The 16,154-nt window shown below is 48.8% G+C and carries 17 protein-coding genes; 16 read left to right on the top strand and 1 reads right to left on the bottom strand.

All coding sequences use genetic code 11. From position 1 onward, the window contains the following. The first annotated feature begins 12 nt into the window (after nt 1-12). From lepB to ACQ5ES_RS02930, 11 genes are all read left to right on the top strand, one after another. A complete protein-coding gene (gene lepB / locus ACQ5ES_RS02980) occupies nt 13-942 on the top strand; it encodes a signal peptidase I (protein WP_445014471.1) in 930 nt (309 codons plus the stop codon). Next, nucleotides 939-1,640, top strand: a complete 702-nt coding sequence (gene rnc / locus ACQ5ES_RS02975) for a ribonuclease III (protein ID WP_445014470.1) — start codon at nt 939-941, stop codon at nt 1,638-1,640. The genes lepB and rnc overlap by 4 nt, the downstream gene beginning before the upstream one ends. Further along, the gene (gene era / locus ACQ5ES_RS02970) at nt 1,637-2,551 is read left to right on the top strand and encodes a GTPase Era (RefSeq protein WP_445014469.1); all 915 of its coding nucleotides are present in this window, start codon (nt 1,637-1,639) and stop codon (nt 2,549-2,551) included. Before rnc ends, era begins: the two co-directional genes overlap by 4 nt. Before the next feature lie 5 nt (nt 2,552-2,556). After that, nucleotides 2,557-3,264 carry a DNA repair protein RecO gene (gene recO, locus ACQ5ES_RS02965; protein ID WP_445014468.1) on the top strand — a complete coding sequence of 236 codons (708 nt, stop codon included), beginning with the start codon at nt 2,557-2,559 and terminating at the stop codon, nt 3,262-3,264. 10 nt (nt 3,265-3,274) lie between these two features. Continuing rightward, nucleotides 3,275-4,045, top strand: coding sequence for a pyridoxine 5'-phosphate synthase (pdxJ, locus tag ACQ5ES_RS02960; RefSeq protein ID WP_445014467.1), 771 nt, complete (start codon nt 3,275-3,277; stop codon nt 4,043-4,045). A gap of 1 nt (nt 4,046) precedes the next feature. After that, complete coding sequence (locus ACQ5ES_RS02955) at nt 4,047-5,369, top strand: rRNA adenine N-6-methyltransferase family protein (RefSeq protein WP_445014466.1); 1,323 nt, start codon at nt 4,047-4,049, stop codon at nt 5,367-5,369. 2 nt (nt 5,370-5,371) lie between these two features. Next, nucleotides 5,372-7,555 (top strand): GTP diphosphokinase, encoded by a 2,184-nt coding sequence (relA, locus tag ACQ5ES_RS02950; RefSeq protein WP_445014465.1) that lies wholly within the window; start codon nt 5,372-5,374, stop codon nt 7,553-7,555. Nucleotides 7,556-7,583: 28 nt separating this feature from the next. Further along, a complete protein-coding gene (mazG, locus tag ACQ5ES_RS02945; protein WP_445015374.1) occupies nt 7,584-8,375 on the top strand; it encodes a nucleoside triphosphate pyrophosphohydrolase in 792 nt (263 codons plus the stop codon). 83 nt (nt 8,376-8,458) lie between these two features. Beyond that, on the top strand, nt 8,459-10,096 hold the full coding sequence (gene pyrG, locus ACQ5ES_RS02940) for a CTP synthase (RefSeq protein ID WP_445014464.1): 1,638 nt from the start codon (nt 8,459-8,461) through the stop codon (nt 10,094-10,096). A 31-nt stretch (nt 10,097-10,127) separates the two neighbouring features. After that, nucleotides 10,128-11,423 carry a phosphopyruvate hydratase gene (gene eno, locus ACQ5ES_RS02935; protein ID WP_445014463.1) on the top strand — a complete coding sequence of 432 codons (1,296 nt, stop codon included), beginning with the start codon at nt 10,128-10,130 and terminating at the stop codon, nt 11,421-11,423. A gap of 17 nt (nt 11,424-11,440) precedes the next feature. Then, nucleotides 11,441-12,067, top strand: coding sequence for a hypothetical protein (locus ACQ5ES_RS02930; RefSeq protein ID WP_445014462.1), 627 nt, complete (start codon nt 11,441-11,443; stop codon nt 12,065-12,067). A gap of 9 nt (nt 12,068-12,076) precedes the next feature. On the opposite strand, the gene ACQ5ES_RS02925 is transcribed toward ACQ5ES_RS02930, so the two are convergent. Continuing rightward, entirely contained in the window at nt 12,077-12,793 is a 717-nt protein-coding gene (locus ACQ5ES_RS02925) for a sulfite exporter TauE/SafE family protein (protein WP_445014461.1), read from the bottom strand. Between the two features lie 72 nt (nt 12,794-12,865). Here ACQ5ES_RS02925 and ftsB point away from each other — a divergent pair, with 72 nt between their 5' ends. The 5 genes from ftsB to surE are packed head-to-tail and all read left to right on the top strand — an operon-like array spanning nt 12,866 to nt 16,145. Further along, entirely contained in the window at nt 12,866-13,162 is a 297-nt protein-coding gene (gene ftsB / locus ACQ5ES_RS02920; protein WP_445014460.1) for a cell division protein FtsB, read from the top strand. Beyond that, complete coding sequence (gene ispD, locus ACQ5ES_RS02915) at nt 13,149-13,844, top strand: 2-C-methyl-D-erythritol 4-phosphate cytidylyltransferase (RefSeq protein ID WP_445014459.1); 696 nt, start codon at nt 13,149-13,151, stop codon at nt 13,842-13,844. Before ftsB ends, ispD begins: the two co-directional genes overlap by 14 nt. A 2-nt stretch (nt 13,845-13,846) precedes the next feature. Next, nucleotides 13,847-14,332 carry a 2-C-methyl-D-erythritol 2,4-cyclodiphosphate synthase gene (ispF, locus tag ACQ5ES_RS02910; protein WP_445014458.1) on the top strand — a complete coding sequence of 162 codons (486 nt, stop codon included), beginning with the start codon at nt 13,847-13,849 and terminating at the stop codon, nt 14,330-14,332. Beyond that, entirely contained in the window at nt 14,322-15,371 is a 1,050-nt protein-coding gene (gene truD, locus ACQ5ES_RS02905; RefSeq protein ID WP_445014457.1) for a tRNA pseudouridine(13) synthase TruD, read from the top strand. The genes ispF and truD overlap by 11 nt, the downstream gene beginning before the upstream one ends. A 24-nt stretch (nt 15,372-15,395) precedes the next feature. Continuing rightward, complete coding sequence (gene surE / locus ACQ5ES_RS02900) at nt 15,396-16,145, top strand: 5'/3'-nucleotidase SurE (RefSeq protein ID WP_445014456.1); 750 nt, start codon at nt 15,396-15,398, stop codon at nt 16,143-16,145. Nucleotides 16,146-16,154: the final 9 nt, after the last annotated feature.

Here is a 16,154-nt window from a genome sequence, read left to right as displayed (position 1 = left end):
ACAAGGTCAAGCATGGCAAACTTTTATTCGGTACTGCTTACGGTCGTGACAATTGTCGCGGGACTCATTTGGTTGTTTGATGCCAAAGTTTTGAAACCGAAGCGCCAACAGCGTATTTCAGCTGAAGAACAGCGTTTACAACAAACTCTTGATAGTGAGGCACAACAACGCATCGCACCTCAGGGTAACGTTGCTGAATTTGCCCAGTCGGTGTTTCCGATTCTATTTGTGATTTTGATTTTGCGTTCATTTTTCTATGAGCCTTTTCGCATTCCTTCAGCGTCAATGATGCCAACGTTGCTTGAGGGTGATTTCATTCTGGTGGAAAAATTTAGCTATGGGTTGCGTGATCCCATCTGGCGCTATGAATTATTAGAAACAGGGCAGCCTGAGCGTGGCGAAATTGCGGTATTTAAGTATCCACCTGAGCCATCATTAGACTTTATTAAAAGGGTTGTCGGCTTGCCCGGCGATCGCGTGATTTATCGTAACAAAACGCTTTATATCGAGCCGGCGTGTGACGGTAGCCAGGGTGAATGCCCGCCATTAAAAGTGATTGCGCGGAACTTAGCGCACACGGATGCATTTTACTTTAACGGTGCTTCACCGTTACAGCGGTTTGATGAACAACTAGGGAAGATTGAACATGCGACCCTGATTGATCCAACCGTCGGCGGCCGCGAGCGTTTTTACTTTCAGCAGCAGGGTACGGCACGTGACGAGTGGATAGTTCCCCAAGCGAGCTATTTTGTTATGGGCGACAATCGCGATAATTCAGAAGATAGTCGTTACTGGGGCTTCGTCCCAGAAGAAAACCTGGTAGGGCGTGCAGTTTTCATTTGGATGAGTTTCGAAATGCAACGGCCTGAATCTAGTTTGTTACCGACCTGGATACCGAGTGGCGTGCGCTGGAAACGGCTAGGCGGAGTAGATGAACAGTGAGCTTACCAAAGCCACCATTGAGTGAATTAGAACAAGCCTTCGGCTATACATTTAACAATCGGGAGCGCTTTGAACAAGCGTTAACTCATCGTAGTGCCAATGCACAACACAACGAGCGATTGGAGTTCCTTGGCGATTCTGTGCTCGGTATAATTATCAGCGAAGCTCTTTATGAGCGCTTCCCGAATATTGATGAAGGCGACCTCAGTCGCATGCGGGCCACACTGGTATGTGGTCGTTCGTTGGCGAAACTGGCACAGAAATTTCAATTGGGACGCCATTTATGGCTGGGTCCAGGCGAAATGAAAAGCGGTGGTCATCGCCGCGAATCTATCCTAGCCGATGCGGTTGAAGCCTTATTAGGCGCAATGTACCTGGAAAGCGATCTGGAGAACTGTCGTAACGTTGTCCTTAATTGGTACAAAGAGCAGCTTAATCATATTAAACCAGGTGCCGGACATAAAGATCCTAAAACTCGCTTGCAGGAGTACTTGCAAGGGCGCCAATTGCCACTACCGTTATACGATGTGGTGGCGATTCAAGGGCAAGCACATAATCAGAGCTTCACGGTAAGTTGCATTACGGAGCTACTCGCTGAACCGGTGTTGGGCAGCGGCACTAGCCGCCGCAAAGCGGAGCAGCACGCCGCCGAGCAAACTTTAGAACTGTTGCAAGCGCAGGAGCAAATTACAAAATGAGCAATGAAACCGATTTAACCGAATCTGCATCCGCGTTTGTGGCCATTGTTGGCCGTCCGAATGTTGGCAAATCAACTTTACTAAATCGTATTCTCGGACAGAAAATCAGTATCACTTCGAGCAAGCCACAAACCACGCGACATCGTATCTTGGGAATTGAAACTGAAGGTCAGCGACAAGTTGTTTATGTCGATACTCCAGGCCTTCACAAAGACGAAAAGAAAGCTATCAATCGGTTGATGAACCGCGCAGCTTCAAGTTCTATCAGTGGCGTTGAACTGGTACTCTTCGTGGTTGAAGCTGAGCGCTGGACTCAGGAAGATGATTTGGTATTAGATAAGCTGAAAAAAAGCCAGCAACCGATTATCTTAGTGGTAAACAAAGTGGACCAAATTAAAGATAAAAGCGCGTTATTACCGTTACTTCAGAAACTTGCGGGACGTCATGAATTTGCCGAGATCATTCCACTTTCAGCCAAAACTGGTGATAAGGTCGAAGGGTTACGCCAACTGGTTCACAACTATGCTAAACCAGGTGCGCATCACTACCCGGAAGACTATGTTACCGATCGTTCATTGCGTTTTATGGCAGCAGAAATTGTTCGTGAAAAGCTGATGCGCTTCACTGGCGATGAATTACCTTATAGCACCACAGTAGAAATTGAACGCTTTCAGACGGCGCCCTCAGGGACAACCCATATTAATGCACTTATTTTGGTTGAACGTGATGGCCAAAAACGTATGGTTATAGGCGCTGGCGGCAGTAAACTTAAAACCGTTGGTTCTGAAGCGCGGCAGGACATTGAAAAATTAATTGGTGGTAAGGTTCATCTGGTACTGTGGGTGAAGGTTAAATCTGGTTGGGCGGATGACGAACGGGCCTTGCGTAGCTTGGGCTATAACGAGGATTAATCGCGGTGGAACCCGCTTTTGTGTTGCATCGCTGGCCTTATCAGGACTCCAGTTTAATTGTCGAGCTACTAAGCCGTGAGCAGGGGCGGTTCCGGGTGGTAGCGAAGGGGGCGCGTCGGCCTAAGAGTCAGTGGCGCGCGATCTTACAACCTTTTAACCCGCTGCTGATCAGTTCCCGTGGTCGCCACGAGCTACAAACCCTCATTCATGCCGAAGCACTTGCTGATAGCATCCCGTTGCGCGGCGTGGCACTTTACAGCGGTTTTTATCTTAATGAGCTGGTGCAACGTTTGACTTCAAATTATCAGCCGCTGGATGGTTTATTCGATGATTACCAAAACGCAATTGCACGGTTGGCTCAAACAACTCAGGTAGAGCCTGTGTTGCGCGAATTTGAATGGCGTTTGTTATGTCAACTAGGGCATGGTTTTGATTGGTTTACCGATGAACAAGGGGCAGAAATTGTGCCGTCATCTTATTATCGTTTTGCTGCCGAACAAGGCTTTTGTCGCGTCAGCGAGGCGCGACCAGGTGACCTGCCAGGCTCACAGATACAGCAGCTTGCGACATTTGAGCTAGCAAATCCTAGCCTGCTAAACTCAATGAAGTTAATTATGCGCCAGGCGTTGTTACCGTACCTCGGTGAACAACCGTTAAAAAGCCGTCAGCTTTTTGCGCAGTTGTCGCAACTTTCACAGAAGTCTAAACAATAAGGAACCAACAATGCATAACGTTGCTCTCGGTAATCCCATTTTGCTTGGTGTGAATATTGATCATGTCGCAACAGTGCGTAATGCCCGAGGTGTAGCTTATCCCGATCCGGTCACCGCTGCAGCAATTGCGGAACAAGCGGGCGCGGACGGTATCACCGTACACCTTCGCGAGGATCGTCGGCACATCACTGATCGTGATGTTGATATATTGGCAGAGACGTTGCAAACCCGAATGAATTTAGAGATGGCTGTCACCGACGAAATGCTCGATATTGCCTGTCGGGTTAAGCCTGCCTACTGTTGTTTGGTGCCGGAAAAACGCGAAGAACTGACAACGGAAGGTGGATTAGACGTTGTTAATCAACAGGATAAAATAAAAAGTGCCGTTGAACGCCTAGCGGAGCAAGGTATCGAGAGCTCATTATTTATCGATACCGACAAACAGCAAATTGATGCTGCGGTGGCGACTGGCGCTAAGATTATCGAGTTACATACCGGACCTTACGCGGAACAATCGAACATTTCACAACAGCATCACAGTTTATTGATGCTGCATGATGCGGCAAAATATGCGCAAGCTGCAGGCTTGCAGGTTAACGCTGGGCATGGCTTACACTACACTAATACTGCTGCGGTGGCGGCTTTGCCTGAGCTCTCAGAGCTTAACATTGGGCATGCAATTATTGCCCGTGCAGTCTTGGTCGGGCTTGATCAGGCAGTGCGCGATATGAAGAACTTAATGCTTCACGCGCGAGCCAATTTGAGTGTTTTAAAACGCTGACATGGCGCAAATCTATCGTCCGTCACAGGCGCGCAAGAGCAAAACTACATCCCCCGTCAAACGCGACGTTAACGTCAGCGCGCTGGACCATCAGGGGCGAGGTGTCGTGCGCGATTCAAGTGGTGTACGTTTTGTTAGCGGTGCTTTGAGCGGCGAGGTCATTGACTTTCAGCCGCAAGGGAAATGGCAGGGCAAGTTATTACAGGTGAAGACGCCTACTTCGGACCGAGTTATTGCTGCTTGCCCACACTACAATGACTGTGGTGGTTGCGACCTGCAACATCTGGAGCTGACCGCACAACGCCAACATAAGCAGCAAGTGGTAACTGAACTGTTTGCTAAGTTTGCCGGCCATAAAATCACCAGCTGGGAGGCACCGCTGACGGCTGAAGCATGGCGCTATCGACGGCGCTTACGGCTGGCCTGTCATTGGGATGGCAAACGGCGCAAGTTCAAGCTAGGTTTACGTCAGGCTAACAGTAAGAGCATTGTTGAAATCGACGATTGTTTGATTAGTGATGAGGCGTTAACCCGGTTGCTGACGCCGTTACGTGGTTTACTGTCCCAGCTGTCGTTGGTAAAGCAACTTGGACATGTCGAATTAATTTCTAGTACAGTCGTCAGTATCGTGCTGCGTTTGCAACGCTGGCCGGACGCTGTAGATTTGCCTCAGCTGCAAAAGTTTGCCCAGCAGTATCAAGTTGATTTCTGGATCCAGTGTAATGAATCCGCTCCGCAGCCCCTGGATCCGCAACAGCAATTACCTACTTATGCCAGTTGGCAAACTGAATTAGCATTTCAACCAGGGGATTTTTTACAGGCCCACGGAGACTTAAGTGTTTTATTGGTTGAGCAGGCATTAGCTTGGCTCGATCCGCAACCTGAGGATAGTATTCTCGAACTCTATGCGGGCAGCGGAAATTTTAGTCTGCCAATCGCCAAACAAGGCGCGAAAGTTACTGCCATCGAGGGTGTGCAATCGATGGTGGAACGTCTCAATAGCAGTGCGCGGCAACATGACTTGGAGATTGTTGCCAGACAAGCCGACTTGAGCGCGGATTGGCAACAGTACGAATGGGCGCGGACACCATTCAACAAAGTTTTTCTCGACCCCGCACGGGCGGGTGCGGCGCATGCGATCGAAGAGGTTTGTGTGCGACAACCACAACGCGTGATCTATGTCTCCTGCGCTCCTGATACCCTGGCGCGAGATGCTCAGGCTTTATTTTCAGCAGGTTATCATCTGGCGCGGGCGCAAATCGTTGACATGTTCCCGCAAACCCATCACATTGAATGTCTTACTTGGTTTGAACGGGAGGCATAGCTGTGGTTCATGTGCGCAGTACCCATGTTGATAGGCCTGAGCAACACGGAGATTGGTTGCAGCATATTGCTGTCGACGAGGTAAAAGCACAGCTCACCAGTCACTACCAGCAGCTGCAAAAGCATACTAAAACACAGCCTGAGCTGCTTATAAAAGGTCAGGAAATGGTGGAAATTCTTGCCGCACTGAACCTTGATACGGATTCGTTGCTGGCGGCCCTCTACAGCCCAGCATATCAGACGAAATATGTCAGTGCTGAGCAACTACTTCAATACGATCCAAAGCTTTCTGACTTAGTAGCTCTACTAGATGCCGTGCAACAAATGCAAATGATCAGTGATCTACAGCATTTCCAGCACGGCAAACCCAATGCTGAACAAATTGATAATGTCCGCCGCATGTTACTGTCGATGGTAGCTGATGTGCGGGCGGTTTTAATCAAGTTAGCGGAACGTATTTGTCGGCTGCGCGAAGTCAAAAACGATGATGAAGAGACGCGGGTTTTAGTGGCCAAAGAATGCCAGGATATTTATGCACCGCTAGCGAATCGCCTTGGAATAGGTCAGCTCAAGTGGGAACTTGAAGATCTTGCGTTTCGTTATTTGCATCCGCAAACCTACAAAAGTATCGCCAAGCAACTGCACGAGCGACGGTTGGATCGTGAAGAATACATTGCTCACTTTGTCGCAAATTTGAGTGATGGTTTGCTGCAAGAAGATGTTCACGCAGAAGTTTATGGTCGTCCTAAGCACATCTATTCGATCTGGCGCAAGATGCAGAAAAAACATCTTAATTTTGAGCAGCTTTATGATATCCGCGCTGTACGTGTCATCACCCATTCATTGAAAGATTGCTATGCCGCCCTAGGCGTGGTGCATAGTCAGTGCCGCCATATTCAATCCGAATTCGATGATTATATTGCGACCCCTAAGGCTAATGGTTACCAGTCAATTCATACCGTGGTGATCGGCCCGGAAGACAAGCACATTGAAATTCAAATCCGCACGCAGGCAATGCACGATGACGCTGAGCTTGGCGTTGCCGCGCATTGGCTTTATAAAGAAGGTACCAGCAGTAAGGCCAGTGGCTTTGAAGAGAAAATCGCGTGGTTGCGGAAGTTGCTCGCTTGGCATGAAGATATGGCCGAGAATGATGAATTAGTCGCTGAGGTTCGCTCGCAAGTATTTGAAGACAGGGTGTACGTTTTCACTCCCAAAGGGGAAGTGATTGATTTGCCGCAGGGCGCTACACCTTTGGACTTTGCCTATTACATTCATTCTCAAGTAGGTCACCGCTGCGTGGGAGCAAAAGTTGACGGACACATCGTGCCGTTTACCTATACCTTAAAAAACGGTCAAAGGGTCGAAATCCTCACCCAGAAAGCGGTAAATCCACGTCGTGACTGGTTGAATCCGGCACTCGGTTATTTGTGTACATCGCGGGCGCGAAGTAAGGTTGCTAGTTATTTCAAAAAACTCGACCGTGACAAGAATTTGAAAGCCGGGCGGGAATTGCTTGAAGCTGAATTGAGCAAATTCGAAATTCCGCTCAATCAAGCCAGCACCGTTTTGGCACGCTTTAATTTCAATCATTTGGATGACCTGTTGGCCGCTATCGGCGCCGGTGATGTGCGTTTAAATCAAGTTGTAAACCAACTTAAACCAGCACCGGATGCGGCTTCTGAGCGATTAGAACGGTTACAGCGCCGATCCCAAGGTAAAGCTGGCAAGCAAAGTGACGTCAGCGTGCAGGGCATAGGTAACTTATTGGTGCAATTTGCTAAGTGCTGTCAGCCGTTACCGGGTGAGCCTATTATGGGATTTGTCACGCAGGGACGTGGTGTTTCGGTGCACCATCGTTCCTGTGAGCAGCTTAAACATTTATTGGAAACACATCCTGAACGCGGGTTACAAGTAAGTTGGAGTCGCACTGATTACGGTCGCTACCGGGCCGACTTACAAATCGATGCGGATGACCGAAGCGGCCTGTTGCATGACGTTACGGCGATTTTGGCGAACGAGAAAACCAGTGTTGCGCAGTTAGACTCACAACTGGATGATGCAACACAACAGGCGCGCATATCACTTGGGGTGTTGATTGAGAGTCAAACCAGTTTGCAACGGATCATTGCTCGCTTATTGCAGGTAAAAGGTATTCATAAGGTGACACGTAGTGGCAACAATTAACACGCAACAACTTGATTCGTTTCCTGGCATGACGGCATTGCTTGAGGTAATGCAACGCTTGCGTGACCCGGAAACGGGCTGCCCCTGGGATTTAAAACAAACCTTAACCAGTTTGATCCCTTACACCATAGAAGAAGCCTACGAAGTGGCAGCGGCATTGACCGAAGGTGATGATCACGCAATTAAAGATGAACTGGGAGATCTGTTGTTTCAGGTGGTGTTTTATACCCAACTGACTCAAGAGCAGGGTAAGTTTGGTTTTGATGAGGTGGCGCAGCAGACCGCAGACAAGCTGATTCGTCGCCATCCTCATGTGTTTGCCGAAACGGCGGCGCAAACCGATGCTGAGATAAAAGCTCAGTGGGAGCAAATAAAACAACAAGAGCGTGCCGCGCAGGGAGTTGATGATTCGATTTTTGCCGGCATCCCGAGTAATTTACCAAGTATTTTAATGGCGCAAAAGTTACAAAAACGGGCGGCTAATGTTGGTTTTGATTGGCACACCATGGCGCCAGTGATGGCAAAAATAAAAGAAGAGATTGCGGAAGTTGAAGCTGAACTCAATGCGCCAGAATTAGATCAAAATGCAGTTGAGGATGAAATTGGTGATGTGTTGTTTGCTGTAGTGAATTTGGCGCGTCATGCGCAGGTGAATCCTGAGCACGCATTGCGGCGCACCAACTTAAAGTTTAAGCAACGCTTTCAAGGCATCGAACGACGTTTGGCAGAGCAGGGACGCACTGCGGAAGAATTGAGTCTCGAGGAATTGGAAGACGAATGGCAACAGGTAAAACGGCAGCGACAATCGGATCAATTTTAAATTGTCGGAATTCGGCCGTTAAGGTATACTGTTTTCCCGTCTTAAAGCAATTCCCTTATTTACCCTGACGACTTAGGTTTCGCATGACAACTAATTATATTTTCGTCACCGGCGGTGTAGTATCTTCGCTGGGAAAAGGTATTGCTGCAGCTTCATTGGCGGCAATTCTCGAAGCACGTGGCTTACAGGTCACAATTCTTAAACTTGACCCCTACATCAATGTGGATCCGGGCACTATGAGCCCAATTCAGCACGGTGAAGTCTTTGTTACCGAAGATGGTGCTGAGACTGATTTGGATTTAGGCCACTACGAGCGCTTTATTCGTACGCGAATGTCCAAGAAAAATAATTTCACTGCTGGCCGTGTCTACGAAGATATTATTCGTCGCGAACGTCGTGGAGAGTTTCTTGGTGCCACGATTCAGGTTATTCCGCACATTACCAATGAGATCAAGCGTCGCATCGTTGAAGGTGGTGAAGGTTACGATATCGCGATTATTGAAATTGGCGGTACCGTGGGTGACATCGAGTCACAACCTTTCCTTGAAGCGATTCGGCAGCTTGGTACAGAAGTAACGCGCGACCACACCTTGTTTATGCATCTTACTTTGGTACCGTTTCTCGGCGCCGCTGGCGAAGTTAAAACCAAACCGACTCAGCACTCAGTAAAAGAATTGCGTTCCATCGGTATTCAACCGGATATTCTGATTTGCCGTTCCGATCGCGCTTTGCCAGCTAATGAGCGCTCGAAAATCGCGTTGTTCACAAACGTTGAAGAACGCGCTGTTATCGGCTTGAAAGATGTCGATAGTATCTACAAGATCCCAGCGATATTAAAATCACAGGGACTTGATGAAATTGTGGTAAATCGTTTCCGTTTGGATCGCCCAGAAGCTGATTTGGCAGAATGGGAACAAGTGCTTTATCAGGAGTCGAATCCGAGTGGTGAAGTTACCGTTGGTTTCGTTGGCAAGTATATTGAGTTGCCAGACGCCTATAAATCAGTGAACGAGGCGCTTGCTCACGCTGGTTTGAAAAATCGCCTAACGGTCAACCTGCGTTATATTGATGCGCAGGATGTCGAAACTAAAGGTGTGGCGAAGTTGGCTGATGTGGATGCCATTATTGTTCCTGGAGGCTTTGGTGAACGCGGTATTCGCGGTAAAATTATGGCTGCGCAGTATGCGCGCGAGCATAAAATTCCATACCTTGGTATTTGTCTTGGTATGCAAATTGCGATGATCGAATATGCACGCAATGTTGCCGGTTTAACGGGTGCTAATAGTACTGAGTTCGATGAAAACACAGAACACCCAGTCGTTGGTCTAATCACCGAGTGGATGGATGATAAAGGTCAAAAAGAGTTACGTGATCGACATTCTGACTTGGGTGGCACCATGCGCTTAGGCGCGCAACCATGTCATCTGGTAGCGGGCAGCCAGGCTCGCGAGCTGTATGGTGAAGATGTGATTCGTGAACGTCATCGCCATCGCTATGAAGTGAACGGTAATTATATTGAGCGGCTGGAAGCTGCGGGCTTGAAAATTTCAGGTTGGTCGCATGATAACCGCTTGGTTGAGATTATTGAGATACCTGAACATCCGTGGTTTGTTGGAGCGCAATTCCATCCGGAATTCACCTCAACGCCTCGCGATGGGCATCCGTTGTTCCGTGGCTTTATTGCAGCCGCAGGTAAGTATCAAAAGCAACGACGTAGCTAACCGTCGCTGAACAAAGGAGTGAAGTTTTAGCATGGCAACAATTCAAACTATTGTAGCTCGTGAAATTATGGATTCGCGCGGCAACCCGACTATCGAAGTCGATGTGCATTTGACGGATGGTCATTGGGGACGCGCTGCAGCACCAAGCGGTGCTTCCACTGGTTCACGCGAAGCACTCGAACTGCGTGACGGCGATAAGCAGCGCTATCTTGGTAAAGGCGTGCTGCGTGCAGTTGCCAACGTCAATGACATCATTGCTGTCAAATTAGTAGGTGCAGAAGCGGCTGATCAACAACAGATTGATCAGCTGATGCTTGATCTTGATGGCACTGAAAATAAAGAAAACTTGGGCGCCAACGCAATTCTAGCGGTATCGCTGGCGACAGCAAAAGCCGCTGCAGCCAGTGCTGGATTGCCTTTGTATGCTCATATCGCCAATTTAAACGGTACCAGCGGTAACTACAGCATGCCGTTGCCGATGATGAATATTCTTAATGGTGGTGAACACGCGGACAATAACGTCGATATCCAAGAATTTATGATTCAGCCGGTAGGTGCCAGGAATTTCCACGAGGGCTTGCGGATGGGCGCAGAAATTTTTCATGCGCTTAAGAAAGTACTGCGCCAACGCGGTTTGAGTACAGCCGTTGGTGATGAGGGTGGGTTTGCTCCGAATCTTAGTTCAAACGAAGAAGCGCTTACTGTAATCGTTGAGGCAGTTGAGAAAGCTGGCTATCGGATGGGTGATGACATCACCTTGGCTCTCGATTGCGCTGCATCTGAATTCTATCGCGATGGCAAGTATCATCTAACTGGTGAAGGCAAATCGTTTAGCGCCGCCGAATTTGCGGAATATCTTGCCGGATTGTGCGAACGTTACCCGATTATCTCTATCGAAGACGGCTTGGACGAAAGTGACTGGGAAGGCTGGAAGATACTGACCGAGCGTTTAGGTGAGAAGGTTCAACTGGTCGGTGATGATCTCTTCGTCACCAATACTAAAATCCTCAAGCGTGGTATTGACGAGAGTATCGGTAACTCGATTCTTATCAAATTTAACCAAATCGGTAGCTTAAGCGAAACGCTGGCGGCAATCCGTATGGCAAATGACGCTGGGTTTACCGCTGTTATTTCTCATCGTTCTGGTGAAACAGAAGACGCAACCATTGCAGACTTGGCCGTAGGTACAGCTGCAGGGCAAATCAAAACGGGTTCACTGTGTCGCTCTGATCGAGTGGCTAAATACAATCAGCTGCTACGCATCGAGCAAGAGCTTAATAGCAGCGCACCTTATCGAGGCCGAGGTGAAGTTCGCGCTGCGAACTGAACTCGAGTGAATTAGCGGTGAGCGACCAACGCGATATTTTCGAAGTTGTCGAACGGCAGCCGGGTTATGACCCGGCTGCTTATCCCGAGCTTTGCACTGCACTTTATGAACGCGAACTTATTTTTCTTGCCGGTTTACAGGTGCAATCCCCCGTAGGGTTGCAACGCCGCTTAAAAAGCCTCAGCTATTATGTAAAAACTGCGGCGCGGGCAATGTTGAACAGTGATTGTCCCTGTGAGCTCGATATTCAGAATGCCAGTTGGCAAACGCCGCAAAAACGCAGCTTGAAACCCGCCGCAAATCGCTCGACTAAGCTTGAGATTTGGCTGTCGACCGGTAAAGTGCAACTTGGTACAACGGTCCCTATCTTAAATTTAGATCCGCGCTTGCAGCAGGTTCGCCTTGATTCGATAGATCGTATAGATCGTGACGGCCGGCGGGTGCACTGCAACGAATTTGGCTGGTTTCTTTATACCGGCGAAAGTACCGAAGCGGACGGTGATCACGTGGCTCTTGCCAAACCAGAGCTAGCACTCTTGAAGGCCGCAGTTAGCGGCCATCAGTGGTCACACAAAGGACGCGCCGACCCACGGACGTTATCGCTTCGTGAACTGTTATTGGCTACCGCTATAAATTGGAACTAAAAAGTCCGACTAGCTGGTGAGTAGCACCATTAATCCCGCCCCGATAACAATGACCAGAGTGAGTTTACGAAACAACGCCTCAGGTAACAGATGGCTGATGCGATGACCGAAATAAGCACCAGTTAAAGCCCCGATTAGTAGCGCTAGAAGACTTACTGAGCCGGTGTTGGTGTAACTACCCTGCAGAGCAAAAGACGTCACATTAGTCATACCCAACACCAAAAAGAACAGTGCGAGGGTGGCACGAAACTGACTCCGATCGAGGCGATTGGCAGTCAGGAAAAGCACTACAGGTGGACCACCCAGAGTCAGTGCACCATTGGCAAAGCCTGCAATAAGTCCGGTAAATGCTTGTTGAGAAGCTGTCGCTCGAGCCTTGATTTGTACCCCAAACCAGAACAGCAAGCCGGCGCTAATTACAAAAATAGCCATGCCTTGTTGCAAGGTAGCAAGGGGTAGATAGGCGAGGGCAAAATTGCCAACCAAGGTGCCTATGACGCCAGCTGCAAGTAAGCCATACCACTTTGTAATACTAAAATAATGGCGTAGCAACCAACACAGATAAATCGCCATAACCACATTGATTACCGATAGCAACGGGGTAAGCTGTGGTAACGGAATAAGCAAACTGAGCAGGGGTACCGCAACCAGCCCAGAGCCGAAGCCGGTAATTCCTTGTAAAGAAGCTCCCGCAAACATGATCAATGCGATAAGGTAGTATTCCATGTTAGCCTTGAATTACTTGGTTCATAACAAAAGAAAGGTATACTTAGGACATCATACCATGCGAGTGAAACGATGCGCCTGTTAAAACTTGTCTTGTTCGTGCTACTGGTGGTGCTGCAATACCGACTTTGGTTCGGTAAAAATAGCCTTCCCGAATATTGGCATTTGCAACAAGATGTCGCGCGACAAGAGCAAACTAATCAGAAATTACGCCAGCGTAATCAGGTTCTTATTGCTGATATCGAAGATCTGCGCGAAGGCGAAGTGGCATTGGAAGAGCGTGCGCGCAATGAGCTTGGTTTGATAAAACAAGATGAAACCTTTTTCCGTTTGATACCGGTGAAATCTAAATCCTATGACGACGATTAAGCGGGTTGCTGCAGTAATTCCGGCCGCGGGTATAGGTCGGCGGATGCAATCTGAATACCCTAAACAGTATTTAAAACTTGGCCAGCAAACTGTGCTTGAGTGGACGGTACAGGCACTCTGCCAAGATCCCCGAATTAGCCAAATCTACATTGCTACAAGTAGCGATGACCCTTATTTTGCAGCGCAGCAATTTAAGGTTGCGCAACCTATTGTGCAAGTTGAAGGAGGCATGACACGAGCAGCTTCAGTTGCTGCTGGGGTAAATGCAGCTATGGCTGATGGCTTCAGCTGGGTGGCAGTGCATGATGCAGCGCGTCCCTGTTTAACCGCCGCAGAGCTTGCTGCCGTGCTGGATGCGGCATTAGGTGATCCCGCAGGAGCTTTGTTGGCACTGCCTGTGGCTGACACTTTAAAACGTAGTGGATCAGCTCAACGCAGCTTAGGTAGTGTTGCCCGCGGGCAGTTGTGGCACGCGCTGACGCCACAGGTGTTCCCCGCGGCGGAATTACAACGTGGCTGGCAACAGCTTGGCACGGATCATGCTGATTTTACCGATGAAGCATCGGTAATGGAGGCGTTGGGGCTGCAGCCGCGATTAGTGTTGGGTCGCCGTAGTAATTTAAAGATCACGCAACCGGGCGATGAAGACATTGCCCGCTTAATTGTATTGGAAAAGGAGTAGTTATGCGGATTGGCCACGGCTATGACGTGCATAAATTTGGTAGTGATAAACCGCTAATGCTAGGAGGCGTTGAAGTTCCTCATACACAGGGGCTGATTGCTCACTCAGATGGTGATGTGGTGCTGCACTCGATCACGGATGCTGTACTTGGTGCGCTTGCACTAGGCGATATTGGCCATCATTTCCCTGATACTGACCCGACTTATGCTGGTGCTGACAGTGGTAAGCTACTTGCGCAAGTGGTTGTCCAAGCGAAAAATAAGGGTTATGTATTAGGCAATTTAGATGTCACTGTAGTCGCGCAGGAGCCACGTTTGGCCGGGTTTATAGAAAACATGAAGGTCCGCATAGCAGATTTACTGAATACCACTGTCGATTGTGTCAATGTGAAAGCGACGACGACTGAGAAACTGGGGTTTGTCGGACGTAAAGAAGGTATCGCCTGCCACGCAGTAGTCATCATGAAGGTAATAATAAATGATGGATAATGCATTGAGTGAGTTAGCGTATTGGCATGGGGAACCGACGGTTACGGGAAAATTCCGGCAGTCCAATCAAGACTTTCAGGTGGTTGAACAGTTAACGGTCGGTAATGATGAGCCGGGTGAACATCAGTGGCTTTGGGTTTATAAAAATGGTGCAAATACCAACTTCGTCGCACGTCAACTTGCCGATTTTGCAGGGGTTAACGAACGTCAGGTTAGCTATGCTGGGTTGAAAGATCGTCATGCCGAAACCTGGCAATGGTTTTCCGTACAGCTACCTGGCCAGGAGTTGCTGGCGTGGCACGAGCTTGAACATCCAGAATTCCGGGTTGAGCGGGCCGTACAACAGCAGAAGAAGTTAAAACAGGGGTATCACCAAGGTAATCGTTTCGTTTTACGATTGCGCGATATTAGCGATAGTGATGAGCTTTTTGCCCGCTGGCAACAGGTTGTTGAGCAAGGTGTTCCAAACTACTTTGGCGAGCAACGCTTCGGCCATAATGGACAAAATCTAAGCAAGGCACGGGGGTGGTTGACTGGTGAATTGAGTCGCAAACAGGTGCGCAAATGGAGTCGTCAGCAGCAAGGTTTGTTACTTTCCGCAGCGCGTAGCTATCTGTTTAATACCATTGTCAGCGCGCGCATCGCCGCCGGACGTGTGGATCCAGAACCAGGTGATTTTATGATTCTAGCGGGTAGTCGCTCATTTTTTCAGATTACCACGCTGGATGATGAGCTACTGGCACGTTGGCGCTCGGGTGATATTTTGCTATCAGCTCCGCTGGCAGGCAGCTGGCCAGAACCGCGAGAAGCGCATCTGACAGACTTCGAATTTGATCTGTTACAGAGCGAAGCAGAGCTCCTTAGTGGCCTAAAACAACAACGCGTTGACTTAGCGCGTCGTGCGCTAATGGTGAAACCTACACTGCCGGAGTTTGAGCAGCTTGATGCAACCACAGCAGACGTACGCTTCACTTTGCCGCGCGGAAGTTTTGCTACCGGTTTATTGCGCGAATTGTTGCAGACTAGTTTAGCAACCTAATACGATAAGAGAAGGTTTAAGATTATGATGAAGTTATTAGTGAGTAATGACGATGGCGTACACGCCCCGGGGATAGCGGCGTTGTATGAAGCACTAAATGAAATTGCCGAAGTTCGTGTCATTGCTCCCGATCGGAATTGCAGCGGCGCAAGTAATTCGTTGACGCTGCACAATCCGCTGCGGGTACAACGTTTAGCGAATGGTTTTTATTCACTCAACGGAACTCCGACCGACTGTGTTCATCTTGGCACTAACTCGCCGTTAACTGATGATGTAGATTTGGTTGTTTCAGGGATCAATGATGGTCCGAATATGGGTGACGACGTGCTTTATTCGGGCACTGTTGCAGCCGCCATGGAAGGGCGCTACATGGGCTTTCCAGCCATTGCCGTATCGATGGGGTCACGCAGCGAAGATTATTATGATGTTGCAGCTCGCGTGGTTGCCGATGTGGTTAATAAAATGGCCGATAATCCGTTGCGACTTGATACCATCCTAAATATTAACGTGCCGGCGATGCCTTATGAAGACTTGAAGGGAATTAAGGTAACGCGATTAGGACGTCGGCATCGGGCCGAAACCATGGTTGAGTCAACCGATCCTTTTGGTCGTAAAATTTATTGGTATGGTCCCATTGGCGGGCATCAGGATGATGGCGAAGATACTGACTTCTATGCGGTACGCGAAGGTTACGTCTCAATTACTCCAATTAGCTTGGATATGACCGCACGCAGCCATCAGGATACACTAGCAAGTTGGTTAAACGAAAAATAAGAACAACAA

This window comes from Pseudidiomarina xizangensis, assembly GCF_052541995.1.
Note: the sequence above shows the minus strand (reverse complement) of the source record. Positions and strands in the feature narration are given on the sequence as shown.